Source organism: Pseudomonas sp., from assembly GCF_036404235.1.
Classification (GTDB): domain Bacteria; phylum Pseudomonadota; class Gammaproteobacteria; order Pseudomonadales; family Pseudomonadaceae; genus Aquipseudomonas.
In genome coordinates, this window is the sequence record NZ_DASWOT010000143.1 from 1 (window position 1) to 21941 (window position 21941).

Sequence of the window (21941 nt, forward strand, 5' to 3'; positions counted from 1 at the left end):
TCAGCGGGATTTTCATTGCCAGATCGGCCAGGTTCAACGTTCCGGTGACGCCATAGATCAGTGCCGCACCAATCAGAAACAATGAAGAGGCCAGCAGGTTGATGGTGATGTAATGCAGCCCCGCTGAGACCCGCGCACGACCGGAACCGTGCAGCATCAAACCGTAGGATGCGGCCAGCAAGACTTCGAAGAACACGAACAGATTGAACAGATCGGCCGTGAGGAAGGCACCGTAGAGCCCCATCAATTGGATCTGGAACAGCGCATGGAAACTGGCACCCGCCTTGTCCCAGCGCGCCATTGCGAACAGCAACGCGCAGAAGGCGACGATGCCGGTCAGCACTAGCATCAGCGCCGAGAGGTGATCGACCACCAGCACGATGCCATAGGGCGACTCCCAGTTGCCTGGCAAGTACACGCCGATTGAGCCGGTGGTGCCGGTTTTCTGCACCCACATCATCAAGCTGATTGAGATGACCAGACCTAGCGCCGTAGACAGCAGATTGATCCGCGCCTTGAGCGGGCGGTGTTTCTCACCCAACCAGAGCATCAAGGCCGCCGTGAGGACCGGCAACAGAATCGGCGCGACGATGAGTTGATTCATCCACGTCATTCGCCGGACTCCCGACCGTCCACATGGTCATTGCCGGTCAGCCCGCGTGACGCCAGCAACACCACCAGAAACAGCGCGGTCATCGCAAAGCTAATGACAATGGCGGTCAGCACCAACGCTTGCGGCAGCGGATCGGTGTAATTGAGCAGGTCTTGGGGTACGCCGTCCTTGATGATCGGCTCCTTGCCAATAAACAGGCTGCCCATGCTGAAGATGAACAGATTGACGCCATACGACAGCAAACACAGGCCCATGACCACTTGAAAGGTCCGAGGGCGCAGAATCAGCCAGACGCCTGACGCGGCGAGGACTCCGATGGCGATGGCGATGACTTCTTCCATCAGGCGACTCCTTGCGTGTTGGTGGGCTTAAGCTGCGCGTTGAGCGAAGTGGGGCGATGGCTACGCACCGACTGGTGCGCCAGCGCTGTAAGGATCAGCAGTGTCGAGCCGACTACCACCGCGTACACCCCGATGTCAAAAAACAGCGCACTGGCCACATGCACATCCCCCAGCAGCGGCAGGTGCATGTGCGCGGTATGGGTCGTCATGAATGGATAGCCCAGGACCATCGAGCCCAAACCGGTTGCCAGCGCGAACATCAGCCCAGTGCCCATCCAGCGCAGCGGACGCAGGCTCATCTGCGCCTCGACCCATTGGGTGCCTGCGACCATGTATTGCAGGATGAACGCCACTGACATCACGAGCCCTGCGACGAAACCGCCGCCCGGCTGGTTATGGCCGCGCATGAACAAATACATCGAGACCACGAACGCCACAGGCAGCAGCAGACGCACCAGCACTGCCGGGACCATCATGAAGCCCAGTGCGGTATCGCTGGCGCTGCGCGGATTGACCAAATCGGTGACCACGTCACGGGCCAGCAAGCGTTGTTGTGCTGGCAACGCAATGCTTTCTTTCGGGGGGCGGAAGCGGCGCAGTAGCGCGAACACGGTCAGCGCCACAACCGTCAGCACGGTGATTTCGCCGAAGGTGTCGAACCCACGAAAATCCACCAGCATGACGTTGACCGCGTTGGTGCCGCCGCCCAGGGGCAGTGCGTGACTAAGGTAGAACTCGGAAATCGTATTGGGTGTGGCGCGGGTGAGCATCGCATAGGAGAGCAGCGCCATGCCGCCACCGACACCGACGGCGAGCACGAAATCGCGAACCCTACGTGCGCGGGCACGATTACGCGCGCGGCGGCCGGGCACGTCTTCGTTGCGTCGCGGCAGCCAGCGCAGGCCGAGGAGGATCAGCACCGTGGTCACCACTTCGACCACCAGTTGAGTCAGGGCCAGATCTGGCGCCGAAAACCAGACAAAGGTCACGCAGGTCATCAGGCCGCAGACGCTGACCATGGTCACGGCGGCCAGTCGATGATATTTGGCTTGCCAGGCCGCGCCTAGAGCGCAAGCGATGGCGATCAGCCAGAGCATCACGAACACCCCGGAGCCCTCGATTTTCGGCCGCTCGCCCCAGGTCAGGCCACCGTCGTACATCGGAATGAAGCCTGCGACGAGTGCTGCGAACACCATTAAAAACAGCTGTGCTTGCAGGCGGCGCGTGGTTAACAACCGCTCTAGGCGCTGAGCCAGACGCATTGCGGTTACTAGAACGCGCTCGAAGAGCCGTTTGCCATTGAGCCGCCAGATCAGCGGCGGTCCGACAAACCGCTCGCGCCTGAATGATTTGCGCAAGAGCAGATACAGCGCGATACCCGCACCCATGGCGATCAGGCTCATGATCATCGGCGCGTTCCAGCCGTGCCAGATCGCCAGGCTGTATTGGGGCAAGGTGCCGCCGACCACCGGCTGTGCCGCCGCCGCCAGCAAGGGCCCGACCGATAGCGCCGGAAACACACCAACGATCAGGCAAGCGAGCACCAGAAACTCCACTGGGGCGCGCATCCAGCGCGGCGGTTCGTGGGGCGTGTGCGGCAGTTCGGTGGCCTTCGGGCCGAAAAACACATCCACCGTGAAACGCAGGGAATAGGCGACGCTAAAGGTCCCGGCAACCGTGGCAATCACCGGCAGGGCCATTTCAACCCACGCACTTGAGGTGATGAACACGGTCTCGGCGAAGAACATTTCTTTCGACAAAAAGCCGTTGAGCAACGGCACGCCCGCCATCGCCGCGCTGGCAACCATCGCCAGCGTGGCGGTGTACGGCATCAGCTTGATCAACCCACTGAGTCTGCGGATGTCCCGCGTGCCGCTTTCATGGTCGATGATCCCCGCAGCCATGAACAGCGACGCTTTGAAGGTGGCATGGTTAAGAATGTGAAACACCGCCGCCACGGCGGCAAGGGGACTGTTGAGGCCCAGTAGCAGCGTGATCAACCCCAAATGGCTGATGGTGGAGTAGGCCAGCAGGCCTTTGAGGTCGTTCTGGAAAATCGCCGAATAAGCGCCGATCACCAAGGTACAAGCGCCTGCACCGCTGACGATCCAGAACCACTGCTCACTGCCGGATAAAGAAGGCCACAGCCGGGCCAGGAGAAACACCCCGGCCTTGACCATCGTCGCCGAGTGCAGATAGGCCGAGACCGGCGTCGGTGCCGCCATGGCATGCGGTAGCCAGAAGTGGAAAGGGAATTGCGCGCTTTTACTCAACGCGCCAATCAGAATCAGTGTCAGCAACACCGGGTATAACGCATGGGCGCGGATAGCATCGCCCGAGGCCAACACGCGATCCAGATCATAGCTGCCGACCACATGGCCGAGCAGCATCATCCCTACCAGCAACGCCAGACCGCCCGCGCCGGTCACTATCAATGCCATGTAGGCACCGCGCCTGGCGTCGGCGCGGTGGTGCCAATAGCCAATCAGTAGAAAGGAAAAAACACTGGTCAGCTCCCAGAAAAACACGATCTGGATCAGGTTGCCCGACATCACCAGGCCGAGCATCGCGCCCATGAACGCCAGGAAGAACGAGAAAAACCGTGGCACCGGATCGTTCGGTGACATGTAATAGCGTGCATACAACGAGACCAGCGTGCCGATACCCAGTATCAGCATCGAAAACAGCCAGGCGAAGCCATCCATGCGCAACGAGAAATTCAGCCCCAGGCTGGGCAACCAGAAGAACTCTTCGCGAATCACCCCGCCGTGGGCGATCTGCGGGTACCACAATGCCACCTGAACCGCGCCGACCAAGGCGATCAGGCCCGACAGAATGGATTCGCTGTTGCGGGCGTTGTGCGGTAGTACCGCTGCGATACAGCTGCCAATGAACGGCAGAAGCAGTAGAACTATCAGGGACATAGGCTTCTAATCTGCGGGAAATGGCAAGGATGATACGTGGCGCATCAGCGATCACAAAACGCCAAGGTGTCGCAGAATCCTACAGGGTCTGTCGGCGGCAGCGTGGTTGACGTGACTGGCCGCGTCGTAGTGCAACGAACATGACGGGCCAACTTCGCGGGCACGCTCTGCTCCAATCCGTGCGTGGATATCCCATCAACACGCTCAATTTGGCGCTCTCACGCATTTAAGCGACAATACCCGTCAGTTTTTGGAGTGCCCTATGCCTGAATCTATAGAAAGCCTTTCAGCCGATGCCGTCCTCGACGCCAGTGGCCTCAATTGCCCTGAGCCTGTGATGATGCTGCACCAGAAGATTCGCGACTTGCACGCAGGCGGAGTGCTCAAGGTGATTGCCACCGACCCTTCGACCCGCCGCGACATTCCCAAGTTTTGTGTATTCCTGGGGCACGATCTGGTGGATCAACAGACGCCCGATGGCGTTTTCTTGTATTGGATTCGCAAGAAGCAGGACTGATTAGCCCCGGTCTCGGTATTCTGAGCCTTCGCGCTGGCCCGGCAGGGCGCTAGCACCTACACTGCCGCGATCTCAGGGAGCCCATCATGCGCATAGTTGCTGACGAAAACATTCCACTGCTCGATGCATTTTTTGCAGGATTTGGCGAAATTAGCCGCTATCCGGGTCGTACGCTCGATCGCGCCGCGGTGGCCGATGCCGATATTTTGCTTGTGCGATCAGTCACAAAAGTCGGTCGTCAATTGCTCGAAGGCTCGTCGGTACGTTTCGTCGGCACATGCACCATCGGCACCGATCACCTGGACCTCGATTACCTCGCAGAAGCAGGCATTCAGTGGTCCAGCGCGCCCGGCTGCAACGCTCGCGGCGTGGTGGATTACGTGTTGGGCAGCTTGCTGACCCTGGCGGAAATCGAAGGGGTAGACCTCAACCAACGCACCTATGGCGTGGTTGGAGCCGGGCAAGTGGGAGGACGCTTGACTAACGTCTTACGCGGTCTGGGCTGGAACGTGCTGGTTTGCGATCCGCCGCGTCAAGCAGCCGAAGGCGGCGATTACATTAGCCTTGAGGAGGTCATTGAACGCTGCGATGTCATCAGTCTGCACACGCCGCTGACCAAAACCGGCGACTTGGCAACCTGGCATCTGTTTGACCGCGTGCGTCTTGAACAACTCAAGCCAGGCGCCTGGCTGATCAATGCGGCGCGCGGCCCGGTGGTCGACAACAGCGCACTGCGAGAAGTGTTGCTGGAGCGAGAAGACCTGCAGGCCGTGTTGGACGTGTGGGAAAAAGAACCCCATGTGGATGTCGAACTTGCGGAGCTGTGCGTCATCGGCACCCCGCACATTGCCGGTTACAGCCTGGATGGCAGGCAGCGCGGCACCGCGCAGATTTATCAGGCGTTGTGCGCGCATCTCGGAGAAGCGCCGCACTTGACCCTCGACCAACTGCTGCCCAAACCCTGGCTGGCGCAAGTCACTCTTGATGCAGCCACCGATCCTGCCTGGGCGCTCAACATGCTGTGTCGAGGTGTCTATGACCCGCGACGAGACGACGCTGACTTTAGACGCAGCCTCGTGGGGGATGCCCAAAGCCAGCGTCTGGCTTTCGATGTGCTGCGCAAACACTATCCAGCACGACGGGAGATCGAAGGGTTACCGGTGAAGATCAATGGGCAATCGGCGGCATTGTCACGGATCGTTCAGGCATTAGGTGCTGTTTCGATCAACGATGAGGTCAGACCGAATATTTCTTGATGTAGGACCACAATGTATTTCGCAATCGTGGGGGAACCTGCTTCCAGAATGGGCGCATACGCGCCAATGAACTGTAGGCTTCCCCCCAGGCTTCGGTTCGGTCCGCTGGTGTGTCGATCAACCCATTGACCACTGTCGTAAAGCTGTCATAGCTGCACGATAATTCTGACGTTTCATTACGTTCGATGTGATGAGCATGCTCGAATACCGGTATTTCCACTCCTTCTTCATTTAAAAACGGGTATGGCGTCAATATATTGATCCGATCGCATCGGCTGCTGCATAGCATTTTCCGATTCTTCAGTGCGCCAAAACCTCGCTCATACATAGTGATTTGCGAGCCGCTGACTCTCATACAGGCCGTCTCAAAAGCGTTAAGGATGATTTCTGCGTTTTCCATACTTGATTCAATACTGGCAATATCGACGAAGCGCTCAAGTATTCCTAGCTCTAGGCTGTCAAGTGCGCGCTTGATGGTCGATAAATGTGAAAAATCCAGCTTGCAGCCAATCAAATGCACATCAAATTGGTAGTGGGCCAGAGCTGTACCCGAAATGAGGCTGGCAAAGGCCTTGGTGTCTAGCGCTGTTTCCATAATGATGTTGTGGTGGCTCTCATACGCATATTTTAAGATGCGATCACACAACTCCCATATGAACGTCTCTGTAGATCGATAACGATCAGTGACACTCAGCCCCCGCATCTCGTCATAGCGGGGGTGCAGTTCTCGAAAACTCTCCAGGTACAGGCGAACGTAGTTAGAGTAGCGAGCCTGTTTGAGCAACGTGTTGTTTAACATGTACGTTTTTCCTGAACCCTGTACGCCGGCCACTACGAGAATTTTGGGGGCTGGTTTTCCATCGTCTCCGATGTCTTTTGTAGTGGCGAATAATTCTTTCTCAAGTTTGTTATAGACGTTGTTAAGTTCAGCAGCGGTGTAAGGGTAGTAAAGTATTGATACGGCCACGTTGTTTTCCCTGGAGAATTATTTAAAGAGCGCCGACGTAACAGGGAAAGTGAAATAAGTGCAACTGCACACCTGTTGCCTGGTGTTGCGGAGTTGTCAGTGTCAGGACATAAAAAACCCGGCTCGGTGGCCGGGTCCTAAATAAGCGGTCTATCAATTTTGTTTTTCAGGTATAACCCAATACTTTTCACATTCCTGACAGGCGGCCTGAACCATCTCTTCGGTAATCAGGACTTCTTTCCCGTCTTTATCGAGAATCGCGCCCCCGACGTTAACGTTGGGATTGGCACGGATGGATGGAATGGAATCGCTGCTCTCGTGCAAGCTCATGGCCTGTCTCCTCATCAGGTTGTGCGCTTTTAAACTACCTGCGCTTGATGACCGCGCCATGACATCCCTGGGCGCTTTCAAGCGTCGAGTCAGTCCACCAGAAATGCTGACCAATCGCCAGCCCGGCTTTAGATCAATCCTCTCTAGCGTCCCCATCATGTGGTCATAAGCGAACTGACTGGCGATAATTCGGCAAGTTCAGGCCCCCAAGAGGTGTAGGCTCTGCGCTCGAGTCATTTCTCAAGGTGGTTCTCTTTATGGTCTCAGTGCTTTCCGGTCGTCAGCGGCATGCCATTCGCCTGGCGATGCGGATGATCGCGCCTTATCGTAAGCAGGCCATAGGCGCATTGATTGCTCTGATGCTCACCGCTGGCATCACCTTGTCGATGGGGCAGGGCATTCGGCTGATGGTCGATCAGGGTTTCATGACCCGCTCGCCAGCGTTGCTCAACGAAACCATTGGCTTGTTCATGCTGCTGGTTCTCGCGTTGGCCGTCGGTACGTTCACGCGGTTCTACCTGGTGTCGTGGATTGGTGAGCGCGTGGTCGCAGACCTGCGCAAGCAAGTGTTTGACCACCTTGTCAATTTGCATCCCGGGTTCTACGAGAACAATCGCAGCTCCGAGATCCAGTCACGGCTGACCGCAGATACCACGCTGCTGCAATCGGTGATCGGTTCGTCGCTGTCGATGTTCCTGCGCAACGCGCTGATGGTCATAGGTGGGATCATTCTGCTGTTCTTCACCAACCCCAAACTCACCAGCATTGTGGTGGTGGCGTTGCCGTTGGTGGTGGCCCCCATTCTGATTTTCGGCCGTCGCGTGCGCAGCCTGTCGCGGGAAAGTCAGGACCGGGTGGCTGATGTCGGTAGTTATGTGTCCGAAGCGCTCGGCCAGATCAAGACCGTGCAGGCATACAACCATCAGGAACAAGACAAACAGCGGTTCGCCAGGACCGCCGAAGATGCGTTCGAAACCGCGCGCAAGCGAATTTTGCAGCGCTCCTGGTTGATCACGCTGGTCATCGTTTTGGTGCTGGGCGCTGTCGCGGTAATGCTGTGGGTCGGCGGCATGGACGTGATCGCCGGACGCATTTCCGGCGGTGAGCTGGCCGCCTTCGTGTTTTATAGCCTGATCGTTGGCAGCGCTTTTGGCACGTTGAGCGAAGTCATTGGCGAAATGCAACGGGCGGCAGGCGCAGCCGAGCGAATCACCGAGTTGTTGCAGGCGCGCAGTGAAATCACTGCGCCGAAAACCGATGTGCTGCGGCTTCCTGAGCGGATCAGCGGGCGTTTGGCGCTGGAAGATGTCACTTTCGCCTACCCGTCGCGTCCCGAACGCAACGCTATCGACGGCTTGAGCCTGGCCATCGAACCGGGCGAGACCGTCGCATTGGTCGGGCCTTCCGGGGCGGGCAAATCGACGATTTTTGATCTATTGCTGCGCTTCTACGACCCCCAGCGCGGCAGGGTGCTGATCGAAGGTGTGCCGGCCGATCGCCTGGATCCGCTGGATCTGCGCCGTTGCTTTGCCTGGGTCTCGCAGACTCCGGCGCTGTTTTTCGGCAGCGTCGAGGACAACATTCGTTATGGCAACGCTGATGCGACATTCGAGCAGGTTGAAGCCGCCGCGCGAATTGCCCACGCGCATGAGTTCATTGAGCAGTTGCCGCAGGGTTACCAGACACACTTGGGTGACAGCGGCATGGGCTTGTCTGGCGGTCAGAGGCAGCGATTGGCAATTGCCAGGGCGTTACTCGCCGATGCACCGATCCTGTTGCTGGACGAGGCGACCAGTGCGCTGGATGCGCAGAGCGAACATTTGATTCAACAAGCGCTGCCTACCTTGATGCGGGGTCGTACAACGCTGGTGATTGCACATCGACTGGCGACGGTGCAGAACGCGGATCGCATTGCGGTCATCGATCAGGGGCGCTTGATGGCGGTCGGCACGCACCAGCAATTGATTGCCAACAATCCGCTGTACGCGCGGCTGGCGGCGTTGCAGTTCAATCAGGGAGTAGGGACGGTGGTGTGAGGTGGGTGCTTGTGGTCGAGGCCGCCGATCAAACGCAGTGTAGCAACTGGGTTTGTCCCGCGACCGGCGGGGAACCCGTCGTAAAACCTGCACACGCGGTGTGACGGGCAAACCGCGCGCACCGGGTTTACTACAGAACGCAGTTCAATCTGTAGGAGCCAACTTGTTGGCGAGGCGACTAACACGGTGCGCCTGAAACACCGCCTCGCGAACAAGTTCGCTCCAGCTGATCAACCGAGCTTGGCCGGGAACAGAGTATCTATAGGTCAATGCGTTGCGGTTATCAGTGGTATTCGCACAGATACGCAGTGTCTACCGCAACCTTGAGCTGAAATTTGCTGTCGCCCGGCACATCGAACGTCTCGCCGGCGGCGAAAGTTTTCCAGTCGCTGCTGTCTGGAAGCTTGACAGTCAGGGAACCGGACACGACGCGCATGGTTTCAGGTTGGCCGGTGCCAAATTCATATTCGCCCGGAGCCATCACACCGACCGTGGCGGTTTTACCTTCAATGGGTGTGAACGCGATGGATTTGACGGTGCCGTCGAAATACTCGTTGACCTTGAGCATGAAGGGTCTCCTTGGAAAGGGCTTAAAAAGGCCTGACAGTATGCCGAACGTACAAAAGGCCGTCATCCGCTTTGATTAATGCGTCATTTTCATGCGGGAATGATCAGTGGCAACAACCGTGCGGTGTTACGTGCATCGTTTAATGCACGATGTTGCTGGCCATTGAAGTGCATCCCCGCCAGTTGCAACGCGCCATTGAGGCCCGGTGCTTTGTGCAATTGGCGTGCTTGGGCAAAACGCTGCTTGAGGTTGAGGTGGGGCAGGGTGCTCAATGCGCTGCTCAGTTGCTGTTGCCGCCATTGGGCTTCGAGTTGTTGACGATCGTAATCGCCCCAACTGGCCCATCCCGCCAACTTGTTTTGATGATGGCCCAGCCAGCGTTCAAACAACGGCCAGACCACGTTCAGCGGTGACGCACTGTCGATATTGCTTTGACTGATGTGAGTCAATTCCCGACAAAACGACGTCAGCAGCGGTCGGCGCACTGGCCGCACGAAGCGTTCGAAATGGTCCACCTCGCGTCCATCATGATTGACCACGGTAGCGCCGATTTCGATGATTTCCATTTCTGCTACCGGCCAACCGCCTTCCTCGGTGGTGGCCTCCAGATCAATCACCAACCAATGGGGCATGTCGAACTCCAATTTCAACCCAGTACGCAATCAACTTGAGCGTAGTCATATTCAGCCCGAGTCGTCCAACCAGGGTGCCGGCAATTCAATATCGGGTTTATCTGTAGGACTCATCTCGCGGCGGATGGTTTTCCGACGTCCGGATATTTTTATCGTGGAGAGCCGCGGCGGACCACCACCTGGTTTCGCGCCGATGCAAGCATGACGATGGAGACGTTGGTGCATCAATACTTAAAGGTATTGATTGAGGTAAAGGACCGTTTGCGGTGATTTGATCGTTGTCTAATCGTTTGCAAACGCCTAGCTTAGCGGGACTCGATTCGCCAGAGGTGCTTTGTCTTGACGTTTACGCCAGTGCGGATGGTTTTTAGAACCGCTTCCAGAACCGTATCCAACACGTTGATCCTGGTGACCGCAACGCTGTGGGCGTGGCAGGCTGGCGCAGCGCAGATCGTGCGCATCGGTGCGGCGCATTTTCCGCCTTACACCATTCGCCCTGAACGTGGTGAAGACACCGGCTTGCTCCCGCAAATGATCGTTGCGCTGAACACGATGCAAAGCGATTTTCGCTTCCAGATGGTGCCAACCTCGATTCCCCGTCGATTCAGAGACTTCCAGCAGGGCCGTTTTGACGTGGCAATCTTTGAGAACCCTGATTGGGGTTGGAAAGACATCCCTCACGTGGAGGTCGATATGGGCCTGGAAGACGCCGAGATATTCGTCACCCACCGTATTGACGGGCGCGATCAGAGTTATTTCGATCACCTGCATGGCAAGCGCCTGGCCTTGTTCAGCGGTTATCACTATGCCTTCGCCCATTTCAACGCCGATCCGAAATACCTGACCGAGCATTACACCGCCACACTGACCTATTCTCACGACAGCAACCTGCTGATGGTATTGCGTGATCGAACAGATATCGCTTTGGTCACCCGGTCTTACCTCAGTACCTTCATGGCGGCCAATCCCAGCGACGCGAGTAAGTTTCTGGTGTCTGACCGGATCGATCAGGTCTATCGGCACTTTGCGTTGTTGCGTCCCAATGCACCGATTACGGCTGAACAGTTCAATGCGCTGTTGCAGCAACTGCGTGATAACGGCCAGATGTTCAAAATCTTCCAGCCGTTTCGGATTGCCGTGACACTGCAGGCCACTCATCGCGCTGTGGCAATCGATTTGCAAGGGCGCAACTGACGGCGACAAATCAACGCGCGCATTAGCCAAGGCTGCGAGGCGATAGAGGATTTGGCGAGAGGGGGGCTTCAAGAACCTTTGCGCGCAAGCTGCTCGCGAGTGGTCAGGCAATCGACAACCGATTGAACCTTCCCATCACGAGCCAGCGCTTGCGCAGTGACCGCGATTAGTCTTGCTGTTCTAGCGATCCCGGGCTTCTTTTGCGTCCATTTCGGCGTTGCGCTCATGGACACGTTTGAGTTGCTCTTCGGTCAGGGGCAGCTTCTTCGCTGAGTCTTTCAGCATTAATAGGCCACCGACGATCGAGCCGATTGCAATTACCAGAATTAACCAGGCATACCAGGGCATTTGGGGCTCTCCTTCTTGTGATACCGAGTTGGAGCAGCGGTGCTGTCCAGTGGTTCAATTCTAGGTGCCCGACGGGGCTGCGTCTTGTCGGCGCAGCCCTGGGATCTGTTGCGTTTCGTTGCGGCTCACGACGAAACGGCAACAGACCTCAGGTTTTTTTGGTCGTTACAGGCCGGTGAGCATCGCGTCGGCCGGTGCGGCGGCGCGGGAGTGGCCCGTGAGGAAGAAGTAAAGGAAGCCCACTGCCATGAACGCCAGGAAGATCAGACCGATCAACGCGTTGAACCACGCCATGGCGATCAGGCAAACCACCGCCAACACCAGCGCAATGCCCGGCACGATAGGGTAGCCCGGTGCGCGGAAGGTCCGCTCCAGCAGCGGCTCGGTTTTACGCAGCTTGAACAGGCTGAGCATGCTCATGATGTACATGACGATGGCGCCGAATACCGCCATGGTGATCATTGCGGCGGTCAGTGTCATGCCGCTCAGGTTGATCAAGCCATCGCTGTAGATCGCCGCGATACCGATTACACCGCCAGCGATGATCGCGCGATGCGGGGTTTGGAAGCGTGAAAGCTTGGCCAGCGAGGCCGGCAAGTAACCCGCGCGAGCGAGGGCGAAGAACTGGCGCGAATAGCCAAGGATAATGCCGTGGAAGCTGGCGACCAGACCGAACAGGCCAATCCAGACCAACATGTGCAACCAGCCGGAGTTTTCGCCGACCACGGTTTTCATGGCTTGTGGCAACGGATCGTTGATGTTTGAAAGGGTGCGCCAGTCGCCCACGCCACCGGCAAAGAACATCACGCCCATCGCCAGCAGCACCAGGGTGATGATGCCGCTGATATAGGCCTTCGGAATGGTGCGCTTGGGGTCTTTGGCTTCTTCGGCGGCCATTGCGGCGCCTTCAATGGCCAAAAAGAACCAGATCGCAAAGGGGATGGCCGCGAACATCCCGGCAATCGCCGGTGCGCTGAAGCTGTCCGAACCCGCCCAACCGTTGAGGGCGAAATTGCTGAAGCTGAAGGCCGGGGCCACCACACCCATGAATACCAGCAGTTCCAGCACGGCGAGCACACAAACCACCAGTTCAAAGGTGGCGGCCAGCTTTACCCCTAGAATGTTTAGCGTCATGAACACGATGTACGCGCCCACGGCTGCGTGTTTGGGGTCCAGGCCCGGAAACTGAACGTTGAGGTAGGCGCCGATTGCCAGTGCGATGGCCGGCGGCGCGAACACGAATTCGATCAGCGTCGCCAGCCCGGCGATCAATCCGCCTTTTTCACCAAAGGCTCGACGGCTGTAAGCGAAGGGGCCGCCTGCGTGTGGGATGGCGGTGGTCAATTCGGTAAAACTGAAAATGAAGCAGGTGTACATTGCCGCGACCATTAACGAGGTCACTAGAAAGCCCATCGTTCCGGCAACGCCCCAGCCATAGCTCCAGCCGAAATACTCGCCTGAAATAACCAGTCCGACGGCAATTCCCCACAAATGTAGCGTGCCCAGCGTGGGCTTTAGCTGCGTATTCATGCGTCTCTCCCTGGATTCATTGGATCATCGAGCATCCTGTTGCAGTGCCCATGCCAGTGTTTGGCGGGTACGTCGTTATGTCTGAAAACACGTCGTTTGCAGAACGTTCGTTACTGGATGTAAGCATAGACGTGCGTGATTGGTGCGGCGGATGCGCAGGTGTAGTGCAAACGGTACGAACGATACAAGGTTAGCTTTTAACGATCAGAGGACCCCGCGCCACACCATGTTCAGCTACAATGCGCGCCGATTTCGACTTGCCAGAGAACCCGCTCATGTCCGTCTGCCAGACCCCCATCATCGTCGCCCTGGATTTTCCTACCCGTGAAGCCGCGTTGAACCTGGCCGATCAGCTGGACCCCAAGTTGTGCCGGGTCAAAGTGGGCAAGGAACTGTTCACCAGTTGCGCATCCGACATCGTCGAGACGTTGAACAGCAAAGGGTTCGAAGTATTCCTGGACCTGAAATTCCACGACATTCCCAACACCACGGCGATGGCGGTCAAGGCCGCTGCGCAGATGGGCGTGTGGATGGTCAACGTGCATTGTTCCGGTGGCTTGCGCATGATGGCAGCCTGCCGTGAGGTGCTGGATCAGCGCAGCGGGCCCAAGCCGTTGCTGATCGGCGTGACCGTGCTGACTAGCATGGAACGCGAGGATCTGGCCGCTATCGGTCTGGACATCGAGCCACAGGAGCAAGTGCTACGCCTGGCGGCCCTGGCCGAAAAAGCCGGCATGGACGGGCTGGTGTGTTCGGCGCTCGAGGCCCATGCGTTGAAGAGCGCGCACCCAACCTTGCAGCTGGTAACGCCGGGGATTCGTCCTGCGGGCAGCGCCGTAGATGACCAGCGTCGCATTCTGACGCCACGTCAGGCGCTGGATGCAGGTTCCGACTATCTGGTCATCGGCCGCCCGATCAGCCAGGCAGCCGATCCGGCGAAAGCGTTGGCGGCTGTGGTGGCTGAGTTGGCATAAGGCATATCGGTGATATCTGTAGGCGCCAACGTGTTGGCGAGACATCGGTGTGTCAGGCAGGCCGCCGCTTCGCGAACAAATTCGCTCCTGATCAGGCTGTGGGATTTCAGAAACCATTTCGCTTCAAAATCGAATCGATGCTCTCCTTAGAGGCACGGCCATAGAACTTCAGCAACTCTGAAGTGCGGTTGGTAAAGAACCCATCGACGCCATGGCTGCTGATTTCCTTGAAATCCACTGCATCGTCGACCGTGTACGGATGCACCACCATTGCACGGTCGTGGGCCATCTTGTTCATCCATGGCTGCACCAGGTCCATGTAGCTCTGATCGCCACCATTCTTCAGTGCCGAGGCAGGGCCGGTGCCGACAGCGCCGTGCGCTTTGGCCCAATCCATCCAGGCTTCAAACTCCGCTTTGGATTTCACCTGTTGGCTGGCATAGAACGTCGCCTTGTCTTTGGCGCCGGATGTCTTGAACGTTGCGTCGGTGCTGGCTTGAATGGAGCCCTCGCCGAGCCACAACAGCAGGACTTTCGGCACATTCGGCATGCTTTTGTGCAACAGCTCAAGGCTTTGTTTCTCGAAGGTTTGCAGCACTACGCGACCTGGCATGTGAGCAGTGTTGACGTAGCCTTTTTGCGCCGCAGGGCGCTGACTCAGCCAGCCACGTTGTTGCAGTTGCTTGCGCAGGTCCGCTTCGATGCCGGGGAACTGCGCTGGGACCTTGGTTTCGATGTACAGCCCTGGCTTGTTTTTGCCGCCCTCGGCGATGTCGATCACCTCATCGAGCGTCAAAATTTTCAGCCCTGCATAACTGGGGCGCGCCCGATCCGGATATGCCTTGTTGAACCAGGAGCCAGCGTCCAGGCGCTTGATCTCTTCGAGCGTGAAACTGCTCAGTGGTTGCCTGGCGCGGTTCGGATAGACCTCGGCAACGTTGGTGGTGCGCTCCAGCGTGTCGTCGTGCAGGGCGATCAACACGCCATCCTTGGTGCGCTGGATGTCCATTTCCAGGTAGTCGGCGCCCAGTTCCCGCGCCAGGGTGTAGGACGCAACAGTTTCTTCCGGTGCATCGTACGACGCGCCCCGGTGGGCGATGACTGCAGGCCACGGCAGACCGATCTTCTGCGCAATAGCGTTACCCGGTTCATCGGCCGCCGACGCGACTTCCGACAGCAACAGGACACCGGCCAGCGCGGCGGAGCCTAAGGTTCTGGAAATTCCTTTCAACATGGTTTTGATGTTCCTTATCGTGGGTGATTGATGCTTAGCGGCGCATAATCTGGGTCGGGTGGAGATTCCTGAGGATTGGCCAAAGCATTGTCGTTATGTCACCTGCGCACAAGCTGATTGTCGCTATCAGCGAAAACCCTTCGCAGAGAATGTGCCAGCCAATCGCTAAGCTCGCCCTAAAGCTCAGGTTCGGCGCTATGCTCCAGCAGCGTGAGGGTGGGTATGACTAGGCTCACTGCTGGTAGTTTCACCGCCCTGTATGAAGACATGTTGTCGAGTGTGTGACCGTTTCATTTCTCAGTTGGTTTTGTCCTATGGAAACAAATACTTACGCCGCATTGGTGGGCTTTGTCGATATGTTGCTCGACGCGATCTGTGTGGTGGACGCCGAGGGCCGCTATGTGTTCGTCAGCGCGGCCTCGGAACGCATCTTCGGTTACATGCCCCACGAGCTGATCGGCAAGAAAATGATCGAACTGGTGCATCCCGATGACCAGGCACGCACGCTTGAAGCCGCTGCGGACATCATGGCCGGCAACCCCCATCTCGGTTTTGAGAATCGCTACGTGCGCAAGGATGGGCGCATCGTCCACATCATGTGGTCGGCGCGCTGGTCAGCAGTGGACAGTCTGCGTATCGCTGTCGCCCGGGACATCACCGAGCGAAAACGCGCGGAGTCGATGCGCACCGCATTGTTCAACATATCCGAAGCCGCTCATGTGGCCGATGACCTGCAGGCGTTGTTCCGGGACATTCACGGCATCATTGGCGACCTGCTGGCTGTGCAGAGTTTCTCGGTGGCGCTGCGGGACAAATACAGCGGGCTGCTGAATTTTCCGTATTACGTCGATGCACTGGACCCACTGTGTCAGCCGCCAATCGTCCAGGCGCTGGCCAGCGAAGTCATAGGCTTGGGTCATTCCTTGCTGCTGGTGCCGGGTGTGGAGCGTCATGCAAGTGCGAACTCGGTTCCCGACCACCTGAACCGTCTGCTGGACAAAGAGACTCTGTCCTGGCTGGCAACGCCGCTCAATACCCGCAATGGGGTGATTGGCGCGCTGCTGGTCAAGAGTCATGCGGGCAGTGCGCATTACACCGAGGAGGATAAAGTGCTGCTGCAGTTCGTCTCCCTACAGATCGCCGCAGCCATCGAACGTAAGCAATTGCACGACAAACTGAAAAGCATGGCGCAATACGATCAATTGACCCAACTCCCCAACCGTATGCTGTTGCAAGGGCGTTTGCAGGCTTCACTCGACCGTGCGCGTGATGGCGAAGGGCTTTTGTCGTTGCTGTATCTGGATCTGGACAAATTCAAGCTGGTCAACGATACCCTCGGTCACGCTGCGGGTGATTTGCTGCTCCAGGAGGTCGCCCATCGCCTGAAACAATGCGTGCGTGAAACCGATACCGTGGCGCGCATCGGGGGTGACGAATTCGTGGTGCTGCTGGATCGGGTCAACGATGTGGACGACTCAGTGAAAGTCGCTAAGAAAATCCTCAACATGCTCAACGTCCCGATGGTGCTCAAGGGCGCTGACTGGCAGATGCTGCCGAGCATTGGCATCGCCAACTACCCCCAAGACGCCAAGGACCTGACGCAACTGTTCCGCCATGCGGACGAAGCGATGTACCGCGCGAAGAAGGGCGGGGGCAATCGATTTGAAGGATGAAGGCGTCCCTATCGTGCAGGGGGGGCTATTGCCTTGCGCCGACGCCGCGAATTTTAAAATTATTGTCAGGTCTGCCCAACCGCGCTAACTCGCGTTACTGTCTGCGGCATCGATTTTTTTTCGGAGCGAGGCGATGTCAGCGACTGTTTTGGTGTTGGTTGAGAGCGTGAATGAATATTTGCCGATCCTTGAGAACAACGGATTTCGCCTGATTCTGGCGCCGACCCCGGCGACCCGAGCTGAGGCAGTGGCGACACGCGGCGATGAGATCACCGCCGTATTGACCCGCGGCCCGCTGGGTTTCTTTGCCGAGGAAATGGATGCGTTGCCCAAGTTGCAGATCATTTGTGTGCTTGGTGCCGGTTACGAGCGGGTGGATTTGCCTGCGGCCCAAGCGCGCGGCATCACGGTGACCAATGGTGCCGGGGTGAACGCACCAACGGTGGCCGACCATGCAATGGCCCTTTTATTGTCCATGGTGCGAGACATTACGCTGGCCGATGCCTCCGTGCGCCGCAGCGAATGGCGCAAGGTCACCCGGCCTGCGTTGGCTAACAAGCGCATTGGTATTCTTGGGCTGGGCGCGGTAGGCATGGCGATTGCCAAGCGGGCGCAGGGTTTTGACATGCAGGTCTGTTATCACAGCCGCACACCGCGCACCGACGTGGATTTTCAGTATTGTGCGACGCCGCTGGCGTTAGCTGAGGTATCGGATTTTCTGATTGTCGCCACCCCAGGCGGCGCAGTTACTCGGCATCTGATCGACAAGGCTGCGCTCAAGGCGCTGGGGCCTGAGGGGTTCATCGTCAACATTGCCCGCGCCAGTGTGATCGCCACTGACGATTTGATCGACGCATTGCGGCACGACCGTATTGCCGGTGCTGCATTGGATGTGTTCGATGACGAACCGCAGGTGCCGGATGCGCTGAAGATGCTGAGCAATGTCGTGCTGACGCCACATGTCGCAGGCCTATCGCCGCAAGCGTCGCAAGCGACGGTGCAATTGGTGGCGGACAACCTGCTGGCGTTCTTTGCCGGCAAGCCCGTGCTGACACCGGTACACAGTTGAGTCTGATCTGTACCGGCTGCGTGGAGATCGCCCCATCGTCCAGCGCGCCATGCCGTGGCCCCGCAAACAGGATCACTTTGCGGGAGGTTTGCCCGCGAATTTTCCTGTCTGCGCTGGCCTCTGCTCTGCGCGGGCATGCCTCGCCAACAGAGCCATTACCTGCGTTGTTTCGTCCATAACCCTGTGGGTTCTGTCCAACCCGCTGTTTCAGAAACCGCACACACTGGTGTCATCCCGATCACCCTTCACTTGAGGAGAGACCATGAGTGAGTTTGTCATCGCGCCCGTCGCCACCCCATCGCTGGCTGTCGAAGGCACGTCCAGCCGTTTCCCAATCCGTCGCGTGTTCTGCGTTGGTCGCAACTATTCCGAGCACGCTCGGGAAATGGGGCACGACCCTGATCGCGAGCCCCCGTTCTTCTTCATGAAGCCTGCGGACGCCGTGGTCCCGGCCGAAGGCCACATTGCCTATCCGCCGCTGACCCAGGACCTGCACCACGAGATCGAATTGGTGGTGGCCATTGGCAAGGATGGCGTTGATATCAGTCCTGAGGATGCCCTGAGCCACGTTTGGGGTTATGGCGTTGGCCTCGACCTGACCCGTCGCGACCTGCAAGCCCAGGCCAAGAAAATGGGCCGTCCCTGGGAGTGGGCCAAGGCGTTCGATGCGTCAGCACCCGCGACGCCATTGCTGCCAGTGAGCAAGATCGGTCACCCGCAGAAGGGCTCGATCTGGCTGGACGTGAATGGCGAAAGCCGCCAACGGGGCGATCTGTCCGATCAGATCTGGCCAGTCAAGGATGTCATCGCTTACCTGTCGCAATCGGTGGGTATCAAAGCCGGTGATTTGATCTACACCGGCACGCCAGCCGGTGTCGGTGTGCTGCAAAAGGGCGATGTGGTCACTGCCGGCGTTGAGGGCATTGCCGAACTGACCGTCACCATCGGCTGATCGCCAGGCGCCGCCTGAGACATGAATCGCTTGGTCTGACTGCCGCCGTTGCCCTAACATGCGGCGGTCAGGCCCGGCGATATCAGGTGTTTTCAGCGATGGCGAATCTCTCTCAAGTGCCCACGTATGGCATGCAGCAACGCAGCGACCGCATGGATTTTTACATCCGTGACAAGTCAGCACGCCCGGCCCTGACCTCGCCCCATCGTCATGAATACTTTCAGATCCAGATCAACCTCGGCGGCGACACCGTGCAGCATATCGGCGGCGCGATCCGACCGTTTCCGCGTAATACCCTGGCGTTCATCCTGCCCCATCGGCTGCATGTCATTGCGCACCCGGATGACGGCAATTTTGTATTAATCAACTTCTCCCAGGAATTCTTCCTGCAGCATTTGCAGTGCGACCCTATGGATCTGGAAGACATTTCCATCCTGGATGCGCCAGAACTGGCGCCGTTTCGCTTTCAGGAACACTTGGACTTCATCCTCGGCGATGGGGATTTCGCTGAGGTACACACGCTGCTGATGCAGATGCGCGAAGTGGATCAGGCTCGGCAGTTGGGCTCAGGGTCAATGCTGCGCGGTTACCTGCTGCAGTTGATTGGCAAGGTTTGCAACCTGTTTGAGGGGCAATTGCGGGCGTTGGCGGCGAGCAAGGCCGAGCGCCGAGGGCGGCGCGATGCCATGGGGCGGGTGATGGAGTACATCCGCGAGCACATCGCCGATCCGGCCATGACCTTGACCGATGCGGCCGCTGCGGCGTTTCTCTCGCCCAATTACCTGACCCACCTGTTGCGCAAGGAAACCGGCAGTACGTTCTCTGAACTGGTGCTGGAGCGGCGCATGCGCCTGGCGCGTACGCACTTGATGAACAGCGACAAACCCCTGAGCCATGTTGCACAGATCTGCGGATTTGCCGATGAGGCGTATTTTTCGAGGCGCTTTCGCAAGGTCCACGGTTTGCCGCCAGGGCAGTTTCGACGAGAGCAGCGTGGGGTTTGAGGCTCAAGCGCAGGCGCTTGAGGGACGCCCGGTCTTGCCCGCGATTGCGTTGGGTCGAACGACAGAACCCTTGCAAGCAGATCCCAAGCCCACCTGACTCAGCCTAGTTTGATCGCCTGGGTCAATTCGTTGAACAACGCTGACACCGACCGCAACGCCCGGCAATCGGGCCGCGTTAGCAGCCACAGCGCAGTGTCGTAACCTGTCAGCGGCTCGCCCATTCGCTGAACGTCACTGTCGAGCAGTAGAAAATCCGGTAATGCTGCGGTCCCCATACCGGCTCGCACCATCTGCGCCACTGTCAGCATCGAGCTGCACCGATAGGCCAGCTTCACCCCAGGCCATTGTTGGCGTCGCCACGTGACGGTTGGATGATCCGGGAGGAAGTCGTCGGGTGCGATCCAGTCCATGGTTTGTAAACCCAGGTGCTCGGTGCGACGCAAATAATCGCTGCTGGCGCAGACGTGATACGAGACTGTGCCTAATCGATTGCCGACTAGGTGCTCGGGCGGCGTATTGGTCAGGCGCAAGGCAATGTCGGCGTCGCGGCGGCTGAGGTTGGCGAAGGTGCTGGAGGTGTTCAATTCCAGCTTGAGGCCCGAGTAGCCCGGCATGAAGCGGGTCAGCGCTGGTAGCAAGAGGCTTTGCAGCACGGCTTCAGTGCATGTCAATCGTACGGTGCCGCTGACGATTTGTTGGCCCTGTTCGAGGCTGATTTGCGCCAGTTCCAACGCCTGTTCGGCGCTTTCGGCTTGTTGTGCCAAAACCAGCGCGGCGCTGGTCGGTTGATACCCGGCACGGCTCTTGTCAAACAGCGCCGTGCCCACTGACTTCTCCAGTCGGCGTACCGATCGAAACACGGTGGACACGTCAACCTTGAGCAGCTCCGCCGCCCGCGCCAGAGTTTTGCCGCGCACCAACGAGAGGATCAGCGCAAGGTCGTTATGGTTGATTCGATAGTGCATGGCTGCATTGATCAATTGCTAAAACGCCAATTTTGATTGCGTGGCGGCAAGTTTATAGTCCTGCCCAGGCAAACGGCAAAGCGTTTTAACATCAAGGAGGCAGTGATGAAGCAGCAGGTTATTCGTATTGCATTGGTTGGGGATTACGACCAGGACGTGCCCGCACATCAGGCCATCCCTGTGGCCCTTGAGCGGGTAAAGCATGAGCTGGGTATCGATCTGGATTTCCAGTGGTTGCCGACTGCACAGGTCGGCGATGGCAACGATCTTCGCGCGTTTGACGGTATTTGGTGCGTTCCCGCTAGCCCCTATCGCGACATGGATGGTGCGTTGACTGCCATCCGGTTTGCCCGTGAGCAACACGTTCCGTTCCTCGGTACTTGCGGGGGGTTCCAGCATGCACTGCTGGAGTACGCCCGTAACCACCTGGGATGGGCCGATGCTGAGCATGCCGAGACTGCACCGGATTCTCATCGAGCGATCATCACGCCACTGAGCTGCTCGCTGGTTGAAGCATTTGCACCCATTCGCCTGTTGCCCGGTTCGCGGATTTGCGATGCTTACGGCGCCCTTGATACCCAAGAACGTTATCGCTGCCGTTATGGTTTGCGCAGGGAACTGGAGGAGGCGATGTTTGGCGGAGCCATGAAGGTGTCCGGCTACGATCATGAGGATGAAATCCGTGCGATTGAACTACAGGATCATCCGTTTTTCGTTGCTACGTTGTTTCAGCCGGAAAGGGCTGCGCTGGAAGGTCAGACGCCGCCGCTGGTCAAGGCGTTCGTGCAGGCGTGTGTGGCAAGAGAAGGCTGAA

21 protein-coding genes are annotated in these 21941 nt (G+C 58.0%); 10 read left to right on the forward strand and 11 right to left on the reverse strand.

The window, feature by feature from the left end:
* The 3 genes from VGC62_RS17755 to VGC62_RS17765 all read right to left on the reverse strand — a co-directional run.
* The coding region (locus tag VGC62_RS17755) for a proton-conducting transporter membrane subunit (RefSeq protein ID WP_331188384.1) at window positions 1-613 on the reverse strand (613 nt) is incomplete at its 3' end.
* On the reverse strand, window positions 610-954 hold the full coding sequence (locus VGC62_RS17760) for a Na+/H+ antiporter subunit C (protein WP_331188385.1): 345 nt from the start codon (window positions 952-954) through the stop codon (window positions 610-612). The genes VGC62_RS17760 and VGC62_RS17755, both read right to left, overlap by 4 nt.
* The gene (locus tag VGC62_RS17765) at window positions 954-3878 is read right to left on the reverse strand and encodes a monovalent cation/H+ antiporter subunit A (protein ID WP_331188386.1); all 2925 of its coding nucleotides are present in this window, start codon (window positions 3876-3878) and stop codon (window positions 954-956) included. Before VGC62_RS17765 ends, VGC62_RS17760 begins: the two co-directional genes overlap by 1 nt.
* Window positions 3879-4140: 262 nt before the next feature.
* Between VGC62_RS17765 and tusA the strand changes: the two genes are divergently transcribed.
* Together tusA and pdxB are read left to right on the forward strand one after the other, a co-directional pair.
* A complete protein-coding gene (tusA, locus tag VGC62_RS17770) occupies window positions 4141-4395 on the forward strand; it encodes a sulfurtransferase TusA (RefSeq protein ID WP_331188387.1) in 255 nt (84 codons plus the stop codon).
* An 86-nt stretch (window positions 4396-4481) separates the two neighbouring features.
* The gene (pdxB, locus tag VGC62_RS17775) at window positions 4482-5651 is read left to right on the forward strand and encodes a 4-phosphoerythronate dehydrogenase PdxB (protein ID WP_331188388.1); all 1170 of its coding nucleotides are present in this window, start codon (window positions 4482-4484) and stop codon (window positions 5649-5651) included.
* On the opposite strand, the gene VGC62_RS17780 is transcribed toward pdxB, so the two are convergent.
* Together VGC62_RS17780 and VGC62_RS17785 are read right to left on the reverse strand one after the other, a co-directional pair.
* Complete coding sequence (locus VGC62_RS17780) at window positions 5632-6618, reverse strand: zeta toxin family protein (protein ID WP_331188389.1); 987 nt, start codon at window positions 6616-6618, stop codon at window positions 5632-5634. The genes pdxB and VGC62_RS17780 overlap by 20 nt on opposite strands.
* Window positions 6619-6771: 153 nt before the next feature.
* Window positions 6772-6948, reverse strand: coding sequence for a PA1571 family protein (locus tag VGC62_RS17785; RefSeq protein WP_331188390.1), 177 nt, complete (start codon window positions 6946-6948; stop codon window positions 6772-6774).
* 257 nt (window positions 6949-7205) lie between these two features.
* Here VGC62_RS17785 and VGC62_RS17790 point away from each other — a divergent pair, with 257 nt between their 5' ends.
* Complete coding sequence (locus VGC62_RS17790; RefSeq protein ID WP_331188391.1) at window positions 7206-8984, forward strand: ABC transporter transmembrane domain-containing protein; 1779 nt, start codon at window positions 7206-7208, stop codon at window positions 8982-8984.
* Between the two features lie 283 nt (window positions 8985-9267).
* Here the strand turns inward: VGC62_RS17790 and VGC62_RS17795 are convergent, their stop codons facing one another.
* Both VGC62_RS17795 and VGC62_RS17800 read right to left on the reverse strand, forming a co-directional pair.
* On the reverse strand, window positions 9268-9552 hold the full coding sequence (locus tag VGC62_RS17795; protein ID WP_331188392.1) for a pyrimidine/purine nucleoside phosphorylase: 285 nt from the start codon (window positions 9550-9552) through the stop codon (window positions 9268-9270).
* Window positions 9553-9641: 89 nt separating this feature from the next.
* On the reverse strand, window positions 9642-10184 hold the full coding sequence (locus VGC62_RS17800) for an exonuclease domain-containing protein (RefSeq protein ID WP_331188393.1): 543 nt from the start codon (window positions 10182-10184) through the stop codon (window positions 9642-9644).
* A 360-nt stretch (window positions 10185-10544) separates the two neighbouring features.
* Here VGC62_RS17800 and VGC62_RS17805 point away from each other — a divergent pair, with 360 nt between their 5' ends.
* Window positions 10545-11378, forward strand: coding sequence for a transporter substrate-binding domain-containing protein (locus VGC62_RS17805; RefSeq protein ID WP_331188431.1), 834 nt, complete (start codon window positions 10545-10547; stop codon window positions 11376-11378).
* Between the two features lie 180 nt (window positions 11379-11558).
* On the opposite strand, the gene VGC62_RS17810 is transcribed toward VGC62_RS17805, so the two are convergent.
* Window positions 11559-11726: a DUF2897 family protein gene (locus VGC62_RS17810; protein WP_074758439.1), complete on the reverse strand. Its 168-nt coding sequence runs from the start codon at window positions 11724-11726 to the stop codon at window positions 11559-11561.
* A gap of 165 nt (window positions 11727-11891) precedes the next feature.
* Window positions 11892-13256, reverse strand: a complete 1365-nt coding sequence (gene eat / locus VGC62_RS17815; protein WP_331188394.1) for an ethanolamine permease — start codon at window positions 13254-13256, stop codon at window positions 11892-11894.
* Window positions 13257-13531: 275 nt separating this feature from the next.
* Between eat and pyrF the strand changes: the two genes are divergently transcribed.
* A complete protein-coding gene (pyrF, locus tag VGC62_RS17820) occupies window positions 13532-14230 on the forward strand; it encodes an orotidine-5'-phosphate decarboxylase (protein WP_331188395.1) in 699 nt (232 codons plus the stop codon).
* Window positions 14231-14336: 106 nt separating this feature from the next.
* Here pyrF and VGC62_RS17825 read toward each other — a convergent pair whose 3' ends face one another.
* Window positions 14337-15464: a glycerophosphodiester phosphodiesterase gene (locus tag VGC62_RS17825; protein ID WP_331188396.1), complete on the reverse strand. Its 1128-nt coding sequence runs from the start codon at window positions 15462-15464 to the stop codon at window positions 14337-14339.
* A gap of 314 nt (window positions 15465-15778) precedes the next feature.
* Here VGC62_RS17825 and VGC62_RS17830 point away from each other — a divergent pair, with 314 nt between their 5' ends.
* The 4 genes from VGC62_RS17830 to VGC62_RS17845 all read left to right on the forward strand — a co-directional run bounded on the left by VGC62_RS17830 (window position 15779) and on the right by VGC62_RS17845 (window position 20162).
* Entirely contained in the window at window positions 15779-17137 is a 1359-nt protein-coding gene (locus tag VGC62_RS17830; protein WP_331188397.1) for a sensor domain-containing protein, read from the forward strand.
* Between the two features lie 133 nt (window positions 17138-17270).
* On the forward strand, window positions 17271-18206 hold the full coding sequence (locus VGC62_RS17835) for a 2-hydroxyacid dehydrogenase (RefSeq protein ID WP_331188398.1): 936 nt from the start codon (window positions 17271-17273) through the stop codon (window positions 18204-18206).
* Window positions 18207-18468: 262 nt separating this feature from the next.
* Window positions 18469-19158 carry a fumarylacetoacetate hydrolase family protein gene (locus tag VGC62_RS17840; RefSeq protein WP_331188399.1) on the forward strand — a complete coding sequence of 230 codons (690 nt, stop codon included), beginning with the start codon at window positions 18469-18471 and terminating at the stop codon, window positions 19156-19158.
* A gap of 98 nt (window positions 19159-19256) precedes the next feature.
* Window positions 19257-20162 carry an AraC family transcriptional regulator gene (locus VGC62_RS17845; protein WP_331188400.1) on the forward strand — a complete coding sequence of 302 codons (906 nt, stop codon included), beginning with the start codon at window positions 19257-19259 and terminating at the stop codon, window positions 20160-20162.
* Between the two features lie 98 nt (window positions 20163-20260).
* Here the strand turns inward: VGC62_RS17845 and VGC62_RS17850 are convergent, their stop codons facing one another.
* A complete protein-coding gene (locus tag VGC62_RS17850) occupies window positions 20261-21127 on the reverse strand; it encodes a LysR family transcriptional regulator (protein ID WP_331188401.1) in 867 nt (288 codons plus the stop codon).
* A 105-nt stretch (window positions 21128-21232) separates the two neighbouring features.
* Here VGC62_RS17850 and VGC62_RS17855 point away from each other — a divergent pair, with 105 nt between their 5' ends.
* Window positions 21233-21940, forward strand: a complete 708-nt coding sequence (locus tag VGC62_RS17855; RefSeq protein WP_331188402.1) for a CTP synthase C-terminal region-related (seleno)protein — start codon at window positions 21233-21235, stop codon at window positions 21938-21940.
* Window position 21941 lies beyond the last annotated feature (1 nt).